17 protein-coding genes are annotated in these 16448 nt (G+C 43.7%); 14 read left to right on the forward strand and 3 right to left on the reverse strand.

The window, feature by feature from the left end:
- The first annotated feature begins 65 nt into the window (after positions 1-65).
- A complete protein-coding gene (locus ACX5KA_RS20560; protein ID WP_039222720.1) occupies positions 66-1373 on the forward strand; it encodes a short-chain fatty acid transporter in 1308 nt (435 codons plus the stop codon).
- A 97-nt stretch (positions 1374-1470) separates the two neighbouring features.
- Here ACX5KA_RS20560 and ACX5KA_RS20565 read toward each other — a convergent pair whose 3' ends face one another.
- Positions 1471-2982, reverse strand: coding sequence for an ATP-binding cassette domain-containing protein (locus tag ACX5KA_RS20565; RefSeq protein ID WP_458732092.1), 1512 nt, complete (start codon positions 2980-2982; stop codon positions 1471-1473).
- Positions 2983-3189: 207 nt separating this feature from the next.
- On the opposite strand from ACX5KA_RS20565, the gene ACX5KA_RS20570 reads away from it, so the two are divergent.
- From ACX5KA_RS20570 to ACX5KA_RS20580, 3 genes are all read left to right on the forward strand, one after another.
- Positions 3190-3846, forward strand: coding sequence for a hypothetical protein (locus ACX5KA_RS20570; RefSeq protein ID WP_458732093.1), 657 nt, complete (start codon positions 3190-3192; stop codon positions 3844-3846).
- 88 nt (positions 3847-3934) lie between these two features.
- Positions 3935-4423: a GNAT family N-acetyltransferase gene (locus ACX5KA_RS20575; protein WP_458732094.1), complete on the forward strand. Its 489-nt coding sequence runs from the start codon at positions 3935-3937 to the stop codon at positions 4421-4423.
- An 85-nt stretch (positions 4424-4508) separates the two neighbouring features.
- Positions 4509-5021, forward strand: a complete 513-nt coding sequence (locus ACX5KA_RS20580; RefSeq protein ID WP_458732095.1) for a M23 family metallopeptidase — start codon at positions 4509-4511, stop codon at positions 5019-5021.
- 106 nt (positions 5022-5127) lie between these two features.
- Here the strand turns inward: ACX5KA_RS20580 and ACX5KA_RS20585 are convergent, their stop codons facing one another.
- Entirely contained in the window at positions 5128-5739 is a 612-nt protein-coding gene (locus ACX5KA_RS20585; RefSeq protein ID WP_039222707.1) for a chalcone isomerase family protein, read from the reverse strand.
- A gap of 135 nt (positions 5740-5874) precedes the next feature.
- Here ACX5KA_RS20585 and ACX5KA_RS20590 point away from each other — a divergent pair, with 135 nt between their 5' ends.
- The 6 genes from ACX5KA_RS20590 (at position 5875) to ACX5KA_RS20615 (ending at position 10028) form a co-directional block, all read left to right on the forward strand.
- Positions 5875-6603, forward strand: a complete 729-nt coding sequence (locus tag ACX5KA_RS20590) for a hypothetical protein (RefSeq protein ID WP_458732096.1) — start codon at positions 5875-5877, stop codon at positions 6601-6603.
- 74 nt (positions 6604-6677) lie between these two features.
- Positions 6678-7022 (forward strand): VOC family protein, encoded by a 345-nt coding sequence (locus ACX5KA_RS20595; RefSeq protein WP_458732097.1) that lies wholly within the window; start codon positions 6678-6680, stop codon positions 7020-7022.
- Between the two features lie 30 nt (positions 7023-7052).
- Positions 7053-7472 carry a GNAT family N-acetyltransferase gene (locus ACX5KA_RS20600; RefSeq protein WP_458732098.1) on the forward strand — a complete coding sequence of 140 codons (420 nt, stop codon included), beginning with the start codon at positions 7053-7055 and terminating at the stop codon, positions 7470-7472.
- Between the two features lie 385 nt (positions 7473-7857).
- Complete coding sequence (locus ACX5KA_RS20605; protein ID WP_039222696.1) at positions 7858-8523, forward strand: FlgO family outer membrane protein; 666 nt, start codon at positions 7858-7860, stop codon at positions 8521-8523.
- 4 nt (positions 8524-8527) lie between these two features.
- A complete protein-coding gene (locus ACX5KA_RS20610; RefSeq protein WP_039222693.1) occupies positions 8528-9292 on the forward strand; it encodes a FlgO family outer membrane protein in 765 nt (254 codons plus the stop codon).
- A 10-nt stretch (positions 9293-9302) separates the two neighbouring features.
- A complete protein-coding gene (locus ACX5KA_RS20615) occupies positions 9303-10028 on the forward strand; it encodes a FlgO family outer membrane protein (RefSeq protein WP_458732099.1) in 726 nt (241 codons plus the stop codon).
- 126 nt (positions 10029-10154) lie between these two features.
- Here ACX5KA_RS20615 and mnmC read toward each other — a convergent pair whose 3' ends face one another.
- Positions 10155-12215 (reverse strand): bifunctional tRNA (5-methylaminomethyl-2-thiouridine)(34)-methyltransferase MnmD/FAD-dependent 5-carboxymethylaminomethyl-2-thiouridine(34) oxidoreductase MnmC, encoded by a 2061-nt coding sequence (gene mnmC / locus ACX5KA_RS20620; RefSeq protein WP_458732100.1) that lies wholly within the window; start codon positions 12213-12215, stop codon positions 10155-10157.
- A 267-nt stretch (positions 12216-12482) separates the two neighbouring features.
- On the opposite strand from mnmC, the gene ACX5KA_RS20625 reads away from it, so the two are divergent.
- The 4 genes from ACX5KA_RS20625 to ACX5KA_RS20640 all read left to right on the forward strand — a co-directional run bounded on the left by ACX5KA_RS20625 (position 12483) and on the right by ACX5KA_RS20640 (position 16433).
- A complete protein-coding gene (locus ACX5KA_RS20625) occupies positions 12483-14048 on the forward strand; it encodes an AMP-binding protein (protein ID WP_458732101.1) in 1566 nt (521 codons plus the stop codon).
- A 293-nt stretch (positions 14049-14341) separates the two neighbouring features.
- Positions 14342-15556 carry a beta-ketoacyl-ACP synthase I gene (gene fabB, locus ACX5KA_RS20630; protein ID WP_014949953.1) on the forward strand — a complete coding sequence of 405 codons (1215 nt, stop codon included), beginning with the start codon at positions 14342-14344 and terminating at the stop codon, positions 15554-15556.
- A 353-nt stretch (positions 15557-15909) separates the two neighbouring features.
- Entirely contained in the window at positions 15910-16140 is a 231-nt protein-coding gene (locus tag ACX5KA_RS20635; protein ID WP_014976888.1) for a type II toxin-antitoxin system ParD family antitoxin, read from the forward strand.
- Positions 16137-16433 (forward strand): type II toxin-antitoxin system RelE/ParE family toxin, encoded by a 297-nt coding sequence (locus ACX5KA_RS20640; protein WP_278344279.1) that lies wholly within the window; start codon positions 16137-16139, stop codon positions 16431-16433. Before ACX5KA_RS20635 ends, ACX5KA_RS20640 begins: the two co-directional genes overlap by 4 nt.
- The last annotated feature ends 15 nt before the right edge of the window (positions 16434-16448 follow it).

Genomic DNA, 16448 nt, shown 5'->3' on the forward strand with positions numbered 1-16448 from the left:
ACTCGCCAAAAAGGAAATAAACGCGTTAATATGCAACAAGTTTTTAACATGTTGTGAGAGCGTTAATGCTAAATCGAGCATCAAAACCCTTCGTAAAACTCGTCGAAAGATATCTTCCCGATCCTTATATTTTCGTTTTATTACTTACCCTAATTACGCTTGCTTTTGCGGTGGTCATTCAAGACCAAACTCCACTTACCACAATTCAACAGTGGGGAGACGGATTTTGGGGGCTGCTCACATTTTCAATGCAAATGTTTTTGGTGCTAGTCACAGGGTTTATGCTGGCATGCACGCCGTTAGTAAAAGCCTTACTTGAAAGGCTGGCGAGCTTAGCGAAAAGCCCTGGGAGTGCCATTGTGCTGGTCACCTTGGTGTCGCTTATCGCAAGCTGGATAAACTGGGGCTTCGGTCTTGTTGTAGGCGCGTTGTTCGCTAAAGCCTTAGCAAGAAAAGTGTCGGTTGATTATCGGTTATTGGTGGCAAGCGCGTACTCAGGCTTTATTGTATGGCATGGTGGTTTAGCGGGCTCTGTGCCCTTAACTATTGCGACGCCGGGTCATTTTTCAGAAGCACAGATTGGCGTAGTTGGCACTGGCGAGACTATTTTCAGTGGGTTTAACTTGCTGTTATTGGCAATCATGTTCGTGATTATACCTCTTGTTAATCGTTTAATGTTACCGACTGAATCTGAAAGCATTATTGTCGATAGCGCCAAGCTAAAAGATGACGCTTTCCCTTCGGCAACAAGCGAACGGCCCGCCGACAAACTTGAAAACAGCAAGGTGCTTGGGTTACTCGTAGGCTTTGCAGGGCTTGCTTATCTCATCAACTACTTTGTTTCAGGGGGCGGGCTTAATCTCAATATCGTTAATACGCTATTTCTCTTTCTCGCTATTGTCCTTCACGGTACACCACGCAATGTACTGCACAGCCTGCAGCAAGCCGTTCAGGGCGGTAGTGGTATTGTTATACAGTTCCCATTTTACGCGGGGATCATGGCGGTAATGGTTCAATCAGGATTGGCACAAACCATGTCAGAGTGGCTGATTAGCTTTGCATCTGCAGAGTCATTGCCAGTATGGAGTTTTATTAGCGCAGGCATTGTTAATATTTTTGTGCCATCGGGGGGAGGTCAGTGGGCAGTGCAAGCCCCAGTAATCTTGCCTGCTGCCGCAGAACTTGGTGCCGAAATAAATAGAGTTGCAATGGCGGTAGCGTGGGGTGATGCGTGGACTAATTTGATTCAGCCATTTTGGGCGCTACCCGTACTTGCCATAGCTGGCCTGAAAGCCAAAGACATTATGGGCTTTTGCTTGGTTCAGCTTATCGTAACCGGTGTCATTATTTCCTTGGTATTGCGGTTTGTGTGAGGCAAATAACTTCCAGCGTTAAGGCGAGTTGTCTAACAGGCAAGTGCCGCACCTTTTTAGCGAAGACCTGAAAAGCCAAGTTTTTCAACATATACCCTTAAACATTATAGTCTTTCATATTTAACGTATTGTGAATGCTAGGAATGCGTTCTTCTGCATGGTGATTTACATACAGCAGTGTACTTGTGCCTGCTTTAGCCAATATATCAATAAGCTTAAGCGCTTTTTGGCGGTTGAAGTCGTCTAAACCATTGCAAGGTTCATCCAAAATAAGCACGGCGGGGTGCTTAACCATAGAACGTGCAATAAGTACTAATCGCTGGTCACCAAAAGATAGTGACTGAAACGGCGTGTTCTTTTTCTGTTTCAGACCTAGTACTTCAAGCCACTGCTCTGCCACCATGCGCTCCGCTTGCGTGGGGCGGGTGTACAGACCAATACTGTCGTGAAAGCCTGAAATGATAACGTGCTCAACACTTGCATTCACTTTGTACTGCATATGGAGCGCATTTGACATAATTCCAATGTGCTTTTTAATGTCCCATATGCTCTCGCCTGTGCCACGTTTTATGCCAAACATTGTTAAATCGTTGGTATAACAATGGGAATTATCACCGGTAAACATTTGAAGTAAACAGGTTTTGCCTGACCCATTAGGGCCAGTGATCTGCCAATGCTCATTTTTGTTAAGTGTAAAGTTAAGCTTTTCAAATACGGTTCGCTCATCGAAGCGCACGAACCCATCTTTAAGCTGAATTAAGGTATGAGGTAGTGAATCTAACTCACTGTTTTGAACATTGCGGTTGGGGTCATCGCCGTGTTTGTTTTTAGCGTTAAGGGCTGAGGGAACATCGATATCATCAGACTCTAGTGCAAACCAGGTGCTTAATTCTGAGCGCAAATCGTCATAGTTAAGTTTATCTTCAGATTCCCACGTAATAGCCAAGTCATCCATGACAATCAACTGGGCTTGCATATTTTTGGGAATATCTGCGAGCTTGTTGGCGGTAAGCACTAAAGAAGCCTGCCGCTGAGAAACAAGAAAGCGACTAAATGCATTTATAGCTTCAACATCTAAACCTTCGAAGGGTTCATCAAGCAAAATAATAGAGGCATTACTTAACCATGCCAACATGATAATAATTTTGCGGGTTTCACCTGTTGAAAGTGAAAGAAACGCATTATCTAGCAGATGCTCAATTCTAAGCGCAGAGACGAGTTCGTCGTAATAAGGGTGGTATTGATAATCCTCATTAGTCTGTGCGAATAGTTCGCGAACCTGTGTTGGCTCAGCTATTACGTCTAAAATATCCGCACTGTCTTTTTGTTTTTCCTCTTCAATTATCGCTTGCTGTTTAAAAACCGAAACCTCTGCAACAACCGAACTACATTCACGACTACCGCTTGCTACCTTCCCACTACCGGCAAGCGCGGAAATTAAGAGTGATTTCCCGCTACCGTTTCTGCCTGCAATAAGGAAGTGCGACGGCGCACTTTCAGTACAGAGCGCTAGCGAAAATGCAGGAGTAATGTATTGATTAGAAAGCTTTATTTGAAATTCAGAAAGGTACAGCATTAATGATCGCGAGTGAATATAAAGTAGAACCATTGTGAAGTTTTCTGATTACCTGTCAATGGTGTTATTCCTCAGCAGAGCTAATTAGCCAACTGTGCCTTTCGAAAATGGTGCTCTATGTCTCATCACGATTATCGTGGGAACCTTGATGTAATCTACACCTCTTAGTATTTGTATTAAAAACCAACAGCTTCAAATTTAATACTTATTGCCCCAATAGATTAGCTAAGAGAACAAGGAATGATTACGTTTAAAAAAGGATTTACACTAATCTGTGTAGCACTCATTTATTTTATTATTTCGGTTTTAATACACGAGCTAGGGCACGGAATAGCAGGGAAAGTATTAGGGATGGGGCAGTTAGTCATTGCTGTTTGGCCTGGCTTCGAAATTTTTCCGGAAATGGGGGCGCTGAATAATATAAAGCATTGGCCCGGCAGTGCGGTAGCAGTTGTTAGTTTCATTCCAGAGGTAAAATCTTTAAGTGTTGATATTCACCGCGAATTTAACTCTTATATTATAAAGCCTATCCTAAACATACAGCATAGCAGCGTTTTATACGACCAAAATCGTGTGGCGGTCGTGCTTTTGATGGGAAGTGGTACAACTTACTTAATCTCTTTGCTATGTATCATTTTCCTTTGGCTTTGCAGCCCTGTGGGTATCCTGAGAAAAGTGTGTGTCTTCGGCGCTTTTATGTTTTATGACCTGCTATGCTACTCAATTTTCCCAGTCTTTTTTGACCTTCGCCACTTAATATTTATCGGTGGGAAGCTGCCTGAGTCTGTTATCGCTCTTGCACAATTGGGAATGCCTTCAGAAATTTCAGTAACGTTAGTTGTGATTGTGTGTTGTACTCAAACGTATTTTATAAAGCGATTGCTGAGTAAAGAGTAAACAGATTGTTTAGAAAGGGATATCGAGTGGAAGAAGTAGTCATTGTTACAGGGTCGTTTATTGATTTAGCGGGTGGGAAGTAAAGCGCGTGATAACACTCAGAGATTTTAAAATGAGCGATGTAGGTAGACTGGTAGATATTTTGAATCAACCGTCGGTCACGCAATATCTATCGACAAAAATTCCCAGCCCTTATACAAAAGAAGATGCCACATGGTGGATTCAAGAGGGGAGCAAAGAGGGTTTTATAAGAGCTGTAGAGTACGACGGCGAGTTAGTAGGGTGTATTGGTGTTAACCCAGGAAACTTTGAATATGAAAGAGCCGGAGAGGTCGGGTACTGGCTTTGTTCATCACATTGGCGAAAAGGGATTATGCGTGACGCGCTGCGCCAAATTATCGCCCTTACTTTCTCAAACACAAGTATAGAGCGCATTTTTGCCTGCGTATTTTCATCCAATCTTGCTTCGCAAAAGCTGCTGTTAGATGCAGGGTTTAGGCAAGAAGCGATATTGCAACGCGCCATTTTTAAAAATGGACGGTTTTACGATAGCCATATTTTTGCCATCTTGAGATAGCTAAAAGGTAATTCCCCAATAAAAGTGTTTTTCTGTGTCTGATAAAACAACCTTAATAAGATGCATTCTATAGAAAGGAATTTTTGTGAAAAAACCGGTTATATCAATTCTACTCGTTTTCCTGGTAATCGTTTGCGCGGGACTATTAGTGCCAGAAAAACTCGTAATTCCAGTAGAGGGGGCATCCTCTAACGACTGGAATCACAATACGTTTTGGTATGAGCCATGGGGTAGCTCTGGTGTACACAAGGGGATAGACATCTTTGGAGCAAAAGGTACGCCTGTTCAATCCGCTACCGCAGGTTATGTTATCTACACAGGCGAATTGGGAAAAGGAGGGAACGTTGTCGCGGTTCTTGGCCCCAAATGGCGCGTACATTATTACGCTCATTTGCAAGAAGTTACTGTAGAGGAGGGGGCTTGGTTATCTCAAAAAGATAAAGTGGGAACCCTTGGCGATACTGGCAATGCCAAAGGTAAGCAGCCTCATGTTCATTATTCGATACTTTCTCTTATTCCTTTGCCATGGAAAGCAACGTCTGAACCTCAAGGTTGGAAAAAAATGTTTTTTCTTAATCCTCACGAAAAGTTGCTATAGGCGCAAATGCAAGGATGAGAGCTTTTTTAGGAAAATACATACTTCATATTGATGATATCGCAGGAACGAGCGGCCAAAGCAACACTGGCCGCGTTTGCCTAACACGTCAATTTGCCAAGATGTTTTGTATCAAGTCTTCTGTATCTACAATTGGGTCTTTGCCAAACCATATGGACCACAAGGCGTTAGCCAACGCTTTGTTTTCAGTTTCGACAACTAAGTTATTATTGAAAAACACACTAAGCTTATCTGAAGGAAGTCTAGATATTGTTAAGGTCGAATGTTTTTTTACTTCATCTTGAAATCCAGAGGATAGTCTCTCAATATCCTTTTTAATTGTATTTAGGTCAGCATCGACGTTATTTTGCTCAATGCCTTGCATAAGGGCTTCTTCTATTTGCTCTCGTGATACATCTCTCAGGAATTCTAGTTCGATGCGCTGTTGTGTATTTGCATTTAAGATGAACGTGATAAGCGAATCTTTAGTGGGAAAGTCACCTTTAGGCTTTACCATAAAGTGGCTAAGTCTGTAGACGTTAAAGAAAAAGCGTTTTTTAATTGTTGTACCGCTCAATGAAAGGCCATCGGCGGTTTTTATTACAGCGTTTTCCAGTGAATCGTCATAGGTATATGACGAATCAGTCGCGGCAATGACCGATAAGGAAAAGCAAGACATGACTAAAAAACTAAAAACGCGGCTAAAAACTACTTGCGACAAAACTGTTCCTCTGAAAAAGCTGTTGAAATAGGTAACAAGGGGAATACTGATATCGTTAATTACAATTAACGACTACTTACGATCAATTTCGATACTTTCTCAGTACGAAGATAAATGACAAAAATAGAGCATCTCTTGAAGTTTATACGTTTTCTTCTTTTCGTTCCCGTTATTACTACTTTAAGTAAACAAAGTCATGCAGATTACCTGCAAGGTTGTGATGATCCCGAGTATCTAGAGTATATCGATCAGCGTTTTACGTATCTTGATTCAAGGAGTCGTCGATTGCTTAATGATACGTTGCAAGATTACCAACTGAGTTTATCTAACCACAGCAATCCATATAAGGTGCTTAATGTTTTAAGCCGGCACATAAAATATAGCGCGCAGTTTGAGCCTATTGAGATTGCAGAATTCAAGATAGAGCGCGCATTCGACGTTGCGAACAAAATGAGCATTGAACAACAAATTGCGGGCGACGTTTACGATGGCTTTAGCAGTGAAAACCACTCCGTAGATATCGCAAGAGCATGGATTGCCTACCGAAAAGGCGACCTAAAGAAGGCATTTAACGCCCTTCATAATTCAATAAATGATATAGATTCTGCATTTCTTAGCGCTTTTGGCCCAGACTTTGATTTGGTGCGTCAACTTTATAATGATGGTTATGTTGAACCAGTTGTCGCGTATATTAAAAAAACCGAATTGTTTTGGATTGGCAAGCGGCCTAACACACTACGCAGTGCGTGGCTTAATATGATTAAGGCCGGCTGTAAAATACAATTCGACTCTATCGATACAATAAAAGCTAAGCAATTAGGGCTTACCTTGATTGACGTTCAAAAAGCGCTTGGTTTCGATTAACAGGTATGTTTGCTTTTATCGCCATCTAGCCACGATTTAAATTTAAAGCAGCGAAATGCGAGGGATCTCAAGATATGGACGTCATAGATATTAAGACTTTTATTCCAAGCAAAAACTACGACATTTCTAAAGCATTTTATTCTGAGATTGGATTTAATGCAGAATACGTAAATGAAGACCTAACACTGTTTGAAAATGGTGATTGTCTATTCTTTCTTCAGCGCTTCTATAATCCTGAATTGGCGAATAACTTTATGCTACAAATATGTGTAGCAGACATTCAGAACGCTTTTGATTTGTGCTCGCGCTCGTTACATAAAACGAAAATTTCACCAATTGAGCAACAACATTGGGGAAGTGTTTTCTATCTATGGGGCCCGTCGGGCGAGCTTCTTCACATTACTGAATTAGGTAGCTAGCTTTTGCTAAAATGAGGGGAGGAATGACGAATGATGCATACCAATTACACCGTTAATGAAAGTCCTCCGTCAGCTGAAGACTTTGCCAGTTTAAGAAAATTGATTGGATGGAGTAACCCGTGTTTATCGGTTGTTCAAAAAAGTATTGATGCCTCGTTGTTATGGGCAACAATTTACCTCGACAACAACCTTGTAGGCTGTGGTCGGGTGATTGGCGATGGCGCAATGTATTTTTATGTTCAAGACGTCATTATTCATCCAGAACATCAGAATAAAGGCTTGGGATCGAAAATAATGAACACGTTGATTGCACACTTGGAGTCTTGCTGCGCACCTGGCGCAACGATTGGTTTGTTGGCTGCGCACGGTAAAGAGAGTTTTTATCTTAAATTCGGGTTTGAACCTCGTGATGGTGAAAGTTTAGGTTTAGGAATGTGCAGGTTTATTTAGCTAATTGGTCATTAACGCGGCATGAGAGTCCAAGGAGTCCTCAAGTTTTTTAGTCACCTGGTATTATGATAATTGCCTATTAATTATCGGCAGCTTTCTGTCCTAAGGCGGCAATTCCCCTCCGCTTTTTATGAATTGGATGGCGATGGATATTAAATTCCTTCAGCACTGAAAGACTATATCCCCCCTGAAATTAGCCGCCTTATCTAACACGTTTAAAAGTAGCGTTCTCAACGCGACTTGTAGCCTCTCTTTGGTGTGAATTTTGCAAAAGCCTGCTTAAAGACACTGAAAATGTCGGTTTGCGTAGTAGCTGATCACTGTTTTTCGATGAGTTTTTACTTCTTTCCGATAGAAATTTGACGTTTTTCACTGGACACGTGTAATGAAAAGTATGACAAAACCTGTCTCTCACGCTTTGCTGACAGAAAATGGTCGCTTGAACGCGAAAGCCTTGGCATATACCGCGCTTATATTGGGCTTACTCTCTGGTTGCTCTTCATCTGAGGAACCTAAGAGTCAATTTGCGCAAACCGATGCCAGCGACGTATCGGCATTGGGGAATGTGGAATACCATACCTATATGTTAGCGAACGAACTTTTTGCTGATGTGGGTCCAGCACGTCAGTCTCGCTACGCGGTAGTTGGCTTTGTACCTGCCGATACTATGAAATACAGTGCTAATCATCAACATCCGCTAATGTTGTTGGGCCATCAGCTTGAACAGGGAATGATTACTGAGGCCACGAAAAGAGGCTTTACTACTCAAGAATTTAAGCTTTCGAACGATATAATTGTTAGTGACGAAAGCGACAGAGTATTAACCCGCGATATCGACCAGCTTTCCAACATTGAGCGCGTCGATTTTTATATTACCGGCACCATGGTGTATCAAGAGTCTGGTGCGGTGGTTAACGCTCGAATTATCAACGCTAGAAATAAAAACATTGTCGCTGCAGCAACACGCTTTTTCCCTGCCGAACTGTTTTGGCGCGAAGAACAAGTAACCACCAGAAACGGCAAGTTATACAGAACTGAAGGTACGAGGTAACCCCATGAAAAGACGAAATCAATACGCGGCGCTTTCGCTTTGTGCTTCACTGCTAAGCATTAGCGGGTGCTCTATGATGATGGGGGAAGAAGAGGTAGCCGAACAAGCGCCTCAGCGCCCGGCTATGAATGTGATTGATATTACTGCCGCCGACCGTGCTCCTGCTAAGCCCATTGAAAATAACGGTGATAATCAGTCTCAAGGAATGGACGCGTATGGGGCAATTGGGCAACCTCCGTTATACTCAAGCGTTCAGGGTGCCTATAAAGGTCGCCCACTGACCAAACATATTGGCGACTATGTTAAGAACATGGCGCAAGACTTAATTTCCAATATGGAATACGTCAATAATAAAACGCCAATCGGTGTAACCCATTTCGCATTGCTAGATACTGACTTACAAAAAACGGATTTGCTAGGTCGTCAGATGGCGGAATCTTTTGTTCACGAACTGCATAAATTCCGCGTACCCGTTATCGACTTCAAAGCCACCGAGTATATTCGCATTACTGACGATGGCGATTTTGTATTAAGCCGAGACTATTTGGAATTGAGCAGCAGCCTTCCTATAGAATACGTACTTACCGGAACCATGACCAAGCACCAAGGTGGCGTGTTAGTTAATGCCCGTATTTTAGGCATGGAGTCGCGCGCGGTGGTGGCAACTGCGCAAATGTTAGTGCCGTTCTACGTAGTAGATGCACTTATTCCAAGTGACGGTAGCCAGCAAAACGGTATGCGCGATGGCGTTAAGCTAAGTCGCGGCTAGGAGTTTCAGCATGGTGTTTACAAAGAAGCTTGTGTCAAGCAGTTGGGCAGCCGTTGGCGTAATGCTAAGTGTATGTATGACAGGGTGTACTAGCACACAATCTATTGGCTCATTTTGGTTAGGTGAAGACGGTGAAATTACGCATCACGCCGAGCCAGTGCCTGTACCAAGCCGCTCAGGGCTAGAGTACACACCAGATTCTCGCGATAGACAATATCAACAGCACGTGGAAGTCGACCCCGGCTATAAAGACCCATTACACCATGGCTATTCACCTTCACAGACGCACAAGCGCTTAAATGATTACGCCTCGCAACTTGCGATGGAGTTAATGGACAATGCAACCCGTCTTACGCAGCAAGATATGGTGGGTGTGGCGAGTTTTGTGAGGCTTAATCAGTCGTTGAGCGACAGCACCGTGTTAGGCAATCAGCTTTCAGAGTATCTAATAGCCGAGCTACAAGACTTTGGGTTAGCGGTTGTCGACTTTAAGCTTGCAGGTGGCATTACCGTAACGCCAATTGGCGATTTCGTACTTACTCGAGATGGTACTGCACTCGCTAAACAGGTTGAGATGGACCATGTTGTAACTGGCACCATCATTGAAGATGACAGAGGCGTCCGCGTAAACGCCCGTATCGTGTCGCTGGAAAATAAACAAGTGGTAGCAAGCGCTAACGTATACATTCCCGCTTTTATCGTGATGGATTTAAATAAAATGGCTAGCGTAAACTAGCCATTTACTTCCATTGTGCTCTGTTTTTTCAAAGCGAACTCATTTCATGTTCGCTTTAAAACCTCTAAATATCCGATCTATTGTGTTTAAGGCAAAGGAGAATTTTCACAAAAACCTCTCCGTTTATTAACCCTGATTTCTCATCGCTTCGCGAGTCATAAAGCGGCTTGTGTTTACAGCATTAAGCAGTTCATTGCTTAAAGGTAGCGGCTCCTTACATAGACTGCTCACCAAGACCTCTGCCATTAAAGGCGCTGTGGTTAACCCTCGCGACCCTAAGCAAGTAAGGGTGGAAACTACGCTGCTTGGCAACACTGGCGCGCTAGTCAACGGTTTGCCCACGCCTAGCATAGTGTAGTGCTCTTTTAATGAGTCAAAATTATGTAGTGCACCGACAACAGGCTGGTGGTCGGGTGAACCTAAACGCGTAGCGGCTCTGGCTTTACCGTCATGTTGTAATGCTTGCACGATGTCGGTACTTGCCAGCGCCTGTTCGTGTGTGGCGAGGTTCATTTCAGTTTCATCGCCTCGTACATCGGTACTTAAGTCGTTTTTAACGTAGGTTGAACCTAACGCGTGCCGACCTTCGAATACAGGTGTCATATAGCCTTTGTGACACAACACAGTGTTAAGCTGTTCAATTGGCATTTGGGTGGGAATAGCTTCAACCTGGCCGCGAACAGGGCGAAGGGACAGGCTGTTAAAATCGCTAGCGTTTACCGCACCTGCACCAAGGGCAAGGATAAGGTGATCGGCAGTAATAACTTCTTCACTCTCAGCGCTATCGAAATTAAAACGAATCTGCACCCGCTGCTTTGTTGTCTCAACTGCCTCATGAGACACATAGGTATGATTGGGTTTCAACTCGAGTTTGCCACTTTGAAGTGCTTCTTCAATCATGGCAGTAACTAGCTGCGGAGGAGAAAGCCATCCGCCCAAGCCAATGTATAAGCCAGAGTAGGGAAGAGCTAGGTTAGCGATATCGCTCACTTCTTTGCTGTCCACGGGTTTAATCAAAGCTTCAGGCCATACGTCGGCTGCTGCCAGTTTATTTTGACGTTCTGCTACCTTGTCGTTAAAGCTTAATTGAATAACACCACAGAAATCATGGGCAACGTCGGCTAGGCCACAGGCTTTTGCATGTTCAATAGTGTGGTCGTAGGCTTGTCTAGCATACAAAAAACTATGCGCTTGAATGCGGCTGGCAATACTTGCTTCGCTATGAAGCTGCGGGTAAAAACCGCCTTGCGGGTTGCCAGAAGCGCCGCTTGCAAGGGTGTCACCATCGAAATACAAAGTAGTGCTAATGCCGCGTTTTACTAAAGCCAGGCATGCCGTAGCTGCTGCAAGGCCGGAGCCTACTACTGCGACTTTGCTTGTTTTATCTAAACTGTCGTTCGCGTACCTATAATAGGGGCCAGCAGGTAGGCGAAGTTTATGCTGCACATTCTCATTGTCTTGGTCAAAAACGCCGGTCAACATGTCGCGCTTACGGCCAAAACCGTTGCGTTTTTTAATGGTAAAACCCACACCAGCTAGCCCTCGCTTTACGATACCTGCGGCGGTAAAGGTTCCAAATGTTGTACCTGTTTTTGACAAGCGAGCCATTTGGCTAAACAGTGCATCGGTCCACATATCAGGGTTTTTGCTTGGTGCAAAACCATCTAAAAACCAGGCATCGATGAGGCCATTTACAGGAGAATGCCATTGAGGCAAAAGCTCGTGTACATCACCAATCCACAAGTCGAGTGTGGTTGAATGGTTATCAAAATGAAGGCGATGACAACCTTCAAGTCCCATGGGGTAAAGTGAAGCGAGTGCTTCCGCTTCGTCTTTAAGAGCAGGAAAAGCTTCTAGCGCACGCTGCATATCCTGTTGAGGCAGTGGAAACTTTTCCGTGGTAATAAAATACAGGCGCTTTAACGGATGATCAGGGTTCGCTGCTCTAAATTCGTTAAAGGCACGCATGGTGACCAAAAAGTTCAGCCCAGTTCCAAAACCTGTTTCGGCGATGACAAAAGTAGGGTTGGGCCACTGTTGCCAGCGTTCAGCAAGGTCGTTGCCTGCAACAAAAACGTGTTGGGTTTCATCAATTCCGCTGTCGTTAGAAAAATAAACGTCGTTAAAATGGTCGGCGACAGGCGTACCGCTCTCATTAAAATGAACCTGTGCATGCTTAGATTTCACTGTTTATTTTTCTCCTGTGGTTTTGGCTGAGCGATAACAACGCATCAGCCCGTTTTCTTGTTATTTAAATCTGTAACAGTTGGTGGCGTATTCTACCTGCCACCACTTTGTTTTTCTGCATAAGTTTACATTTGAGCAGGGCCTGCATTTTCCCATTGCATACGTAAATAGCAATGTATCAATAATAACAATGCGTTTATTTAAATCTCGTTGTAAAAATTTTGTTAATTTTATTGTTGCATATTGCGAATAGTACAGGGGGAAGATATGGCAGGGGGGGTTTATCAATGCGGCAAAAGTATTTACAGACGCAGTAGAGGCGATATGGATGACCGTGCACGTATTATAGCACATGCACTTGCTGAACATGGTGTGTGCGATAACGATGTGGTCGCTATTTTTATGCGAAACCACGTCGATATATTTGAAATAGTAGAGGCATGCCGATATGTGGGTTCGCGCTATGTTCTGCTTAATTGGCACAGCCCCGTTGCCGAACTTTTGCCTATTTTAGACGACTGTGGCGCTAAAGTGCTATTCGCTCATCGCGATTTATTAAAGGGTGAGAATGTCCACGAAACGTTATTACGAGTTCCCACCTTGTCTGCGATATACACGATTAAAACGCCGGAAAGCATTTTAGAGCGCTATCATCTTACAGGTGATTCTGAATTGGCTACGGAACCGAAAATCGGGGAGCGGTATCTTTGCCTTGATACGCTATTAGCTGCCCCAAACGCAAAGCGCCACAATGAACCGCCAAAACGCTTTAAGGGCATGTTTCCCTACACATCTGGCAGTACCGGAAAACCTAAAGGTATTAAGCGAGATGTAGACCTAACGCGGCCAGACCCTTATTTAATATTTAAAGGGCTGTCTGAAGCGTTAATGCAGCTATCAATAGGTGATCGCTTTTTTGTCTCGGCACCGCTTTATCACAGTGCACCACATGCGCTTACGCTCTGCTGTTTAGCAGCGGGTAATATTGATGTATACATTGAGCCTCAATTCGACCCCGAACGCTTTTTACAAGACATAGAGCGGTTTAAGCTGACTCACGCCTATATTGTTCCTACCATGATGGTGAGGCTACTTAAACTGCCCGAGTCGATAAGAAGCAAATACGACACTTCAAGCTTGCGATTTGCCTTATCAACCGGGTCCGCACTGCCAAGCGATGTGAAAGAAGCAATGATTAACTGGTTTGGTCCAATTTTCTATGAATCTTATGGTGCTAGTGAATTAGGCTTTATGACCCTAATTTCATCTCAAGAAGCATTAGATAAGCCAAATTCTGTGGGTAAGCCCATTCCCGGTGCCGCGATTAAAATACTGAGCGACGATAAAGAGGAGTGCAAAGTAGGTGGTGTTGGCGTTATATATGCGCACCTTTCCATGTTCGCGCCATTCAAATATACCAATACTACGGGCTCGCAAAGCGACTTACATGTTGGTGAATTCACGACATTAGGTGATATGGGTTATGTGGACGAAGATGGCTACTTATATATTTGCGATAGAAAAAAAGACATGATCATCTCAGGTGGCGCCAATATATTTCCTGCTGAAATAGAAAGCGTCATCATCGAAATGCCTGAGGTTGCAGACTGCGCGGTATTCGGTGTGCCTGATGCTGAGTATGGCGAGAAAGTCGTGGTGGCTGTTCAATGCTCACCCGACAACGCGCTGTCGATTGATGCGCTACACGGGTATTTAGATGGCAAACTGGCGCGGTTCAAGTGGCCTAAAATGTTGCAAATACTCGATACTCTGCCCAGAGAAGATACGGGTAAAATATTTAAGAACAAACTTAGAGCTCACTTTGGTCAATAAAAGAAACCGCTAAAGCTATTTTGAAGGTTTTGTGAAGGTATAAATTAACGCTGGTCATGACCCTGTGCATTCGTGCTACATTGGAATTATTCCGAATAAGAAAGCTTAGACGAAGACGGCAAAAACGAAAAAGAAGGGAAGTGGGAAACTACCTGTTTATACACATAAGCCCAGAATTGAAACAGGTACTGCAGCGCTTAATTTTGGATAAATTGAGTATGGCAATTGGCAGAGCAGACCACTTTACCATTCAAAATCGTTACCATAAGCCGCAACAACGCAAAGGGTAAACTATGAGAAGAGCAGTTATCACCGGTCTTGGTATCGTATCAAGCATCGGCGTAAATAAAGAAGACGTACTTGCTTCACTTAAAGCGGGTAAGTCTGGAATTACATTTTCAGAACAGTTCGCCGAAATGGGCCTTCGCAGCCAAGTTTGGGGCAACATCGACATCGATTTGAAAGACCATATTGACCGTAAAGCTATGCGCTTTATGGGCGATGCGGCAGGCTACGCATACGTGGCGATGCAACAAGCCATTGCAGACTCTGGTTTAGAAGAAAGCGACATTTCAAACGAGCGCACAGGTATTATTGCTGGCTCAGGTGGCGCGTCTTCTGAAAACCAAGTGCTTTCTGCTGATATTCTTCGCGAAAAAGGCGTTAAGCGTGTTGGTCCATACATGGTTCCCCGCTGTATGGCGTCTACGGTATCGGCTTGCCTAGCGACACCGTTTAAAATTCGCGGCGTGAACTATTCAATTGCTTCTGCGTGTGCAACTAGTGCCCACTGTATTGGTAATGCGCTAGAGCTTATTCAGCTTGGTAAGCAAGACGTAGTATTCGCCGGTGGCGGTGAAGAATTACATTGGTCACTATCAAGCCAATTCGACGCTATGGGGGCACTAAGCTCTAAATATAACGACAATCCTGCCGTTGCATCACGTACTTATGACGCAGCACGCGACGGCTTTGTAAGTTCTGGCGGCGGCGGTATGGTTGTTGTTGAAGAACTTGAGCACGCGCTTGCACGCGGCGCAAAAATCTACGGCGAAGTTGTAGGTTACGGCGCTACATCAGATGGTTTCGACATGGTTGCACCGTCGGGTGAAGGCGCAATTCGCTGTATGAAAATGGCAATGCAAAATATCGATGCTCCAATCGATTACTTGAATACCCACGGCACATCTACGCCTGTAGGTGACGTGAAAGAACTTGCCGCTATTCAAGAAGTGTTTGGCCAAGCGGGCGTACCAATTAGTGCAACTAAGTCACTGACAGGTCACGCACTAGGTGCAGCGGGTGTAAACGAAGCTATTTACAGCTTGTTGATGATGGAGAATAACTTTATTGCGCCATCAATTAACATCGACACACTGGACGACGCGGCACAAGGGCTAGATATTGTTACCCAAGCTCGTGAAGCAACGTTAAACACAATTATGTCTAACAGCTTTGGTTTCGGCGGCACTAACGCAACGCTTGTTATGCAGCGTTACAACGGTTAATTAAAACCGCTTGAACCAGTAAGCTTTTTTAGCTTCAGTTAAGAAGTTTCAAAGAAGACAAAAGGGCGTAAACCTGAGCACCGTGGGTGCTTGTGTTTACGCCCTTTTTTTATTGGTATTTTTTAAATAAAACCTGTGTTTTCAGAAGCGGCCGCTTAAGCGATTGTAATTGTGTGTTTTGTCCGTGAAGCAGAATGTCAAATTTTTATTAAGCGCAGTGTTTCGAGTGACGCTAAATTTGTCGTTTAACTAAGTGCTCTGAGCTATCGGTTAAACCAACTTTCATTACTCAATCGGCAATCTTTGTCAATGTTTGCCATAATTTGCAAATGGTGGACATTTGGAAATAGACAATGGCAACTTTAAATGTGTCGCTTCCTGACGAAATGCGTACGTGGATTGATGAACAAGTAAAAACTGGCAAATTTGCTAATGCTAGTGATTATATTCGCGATTTAGTGCGTCGCAATCAGAGTGAGCGAGAGGCAATTAGCTTAGCTCTCATAGAAGGTGAATTGAGTGGGAAAAGTGATAAGAATGTTTTAGATATTATTCAAGTTAAGAAAACTCGAGCCTCAGAATGAATAAATATACCCTCTCCAATAAAGCAGAGGAAGTTATCTCCGGGATTTACGATTATTCAGCCAATATTCATGGCGTAACTCAAGCTGAAGCCTATCTTGTTGCCCTACACGAAGCTCTAGTCATTCTGGCGGAAAACCCTAGTATCGGTGCTTCAGCTGAGGATATCAGAAAGACTTACTTTCAACTGCCAGTTCATAGGCACATGGTCTTCTATAAAAAAGTCGATGACGGCATTTTCGTCATTAGGGTACTTCATCAACAGATGAAATACTCTATACATCTATGCGATTGAAATACGGAGGAAAGA

The sequence above is a fragment of the Alteromonas alvinellae genome, from assembly GCF_902705805.1.

What these genes read in the sequence shown, in the direction of transcription:
- ACX5KA_RS20640 (WP_278344279.1), top strand. Translation starts at nt 16,137, where the DNA reads ATGAATAAATATACCCTCTCCAATAAAGCAGAGGAAGTTATCTCCGGG.
- fabB (WP_014949953.1), top strand. Translation starts at nt 14,342, where the DNA reads ATGAGAAGAGCAGTTATCACCGGTCTTGGTATCGTATCAAGCATCGGC.
- ACX5KA_RS20560 (WP_039222720.1), top strand. Translation starts at nt 66, where the DNA reads ATGCTAAATCGAGCATCAAAACCCTTCGTAAAACTCGTCGAAAGATAT.
- ACX5KA_RS20610 (WP_039222693.1), top strand. Translation starts at nt 8,528, where the DNA reads ATGAAAAGACGAAATCAATACGCGGCGCTTTCGCTTTGTGCTTCACTG.
- ACX5KA_RS20570 (WP_458732093.1), top strand. Translation starts at nt 3,190, where the DNA reads ATGATTACGTTTAAAAAAGGATTTACACTAATCTGTGTAGCACTCATT.
- ACX5KA_RS20600 (WP_458732098.1), top strand. Translation starts at nt 7,053, where the DNA reads ATGATGCATACCAATTACACCGTTAATGAAAGTCCTCCGTCAGCTGAA.
- ACX5KA_RS20625 (WP_458732101.1), top strand. Translation starts at nt 12,483, where the DNA reads ATGGCAGGGGGGGTTTATCAATGCGGCAAAAGTATTTACAGACGCAGT.
- ACX5KA_RS20615 (WP_458732099.1), top strand. Translation starts at nt 9,303, where the DNA reads ATGGTGTTTACAAAGAAGCTTGTGTCAAGCAGTTGGGCAGCCGTTGGC.
- ACX5KA_RS20595 (WP_458732097.1), top strand. Translation starts at nt 6,678, where the DNA reads ATGGACGTCATAGATATTAAGACTTTTATTCCAAGCAAAAACTACGAC.
- ACX5KA_RS20565 (WP_458732092.1), bottom strand. Translation starts at nt 2,982, where the DNA reads ATGGTTCTACTTTATATTCACTCGCGATCATTAATGCTGTACCTTTCT.
- ACX5KA_RS20605 (WP_039222696.1), top strand. Translation starts at nt 7,858, where the DNA reads ATGAAAAGTATGACAAAACCTGTCTCTCACGCTTTGCTGACAGAAAAT.
- ACX5KA_RS20635 (WP_014976888.1), top strand. Translation starts at nt 15,910, where the DNA reads ATGGCAACTTTAAATGTGTCGCTTCCTGACGAAATGCGTACGTGGATT.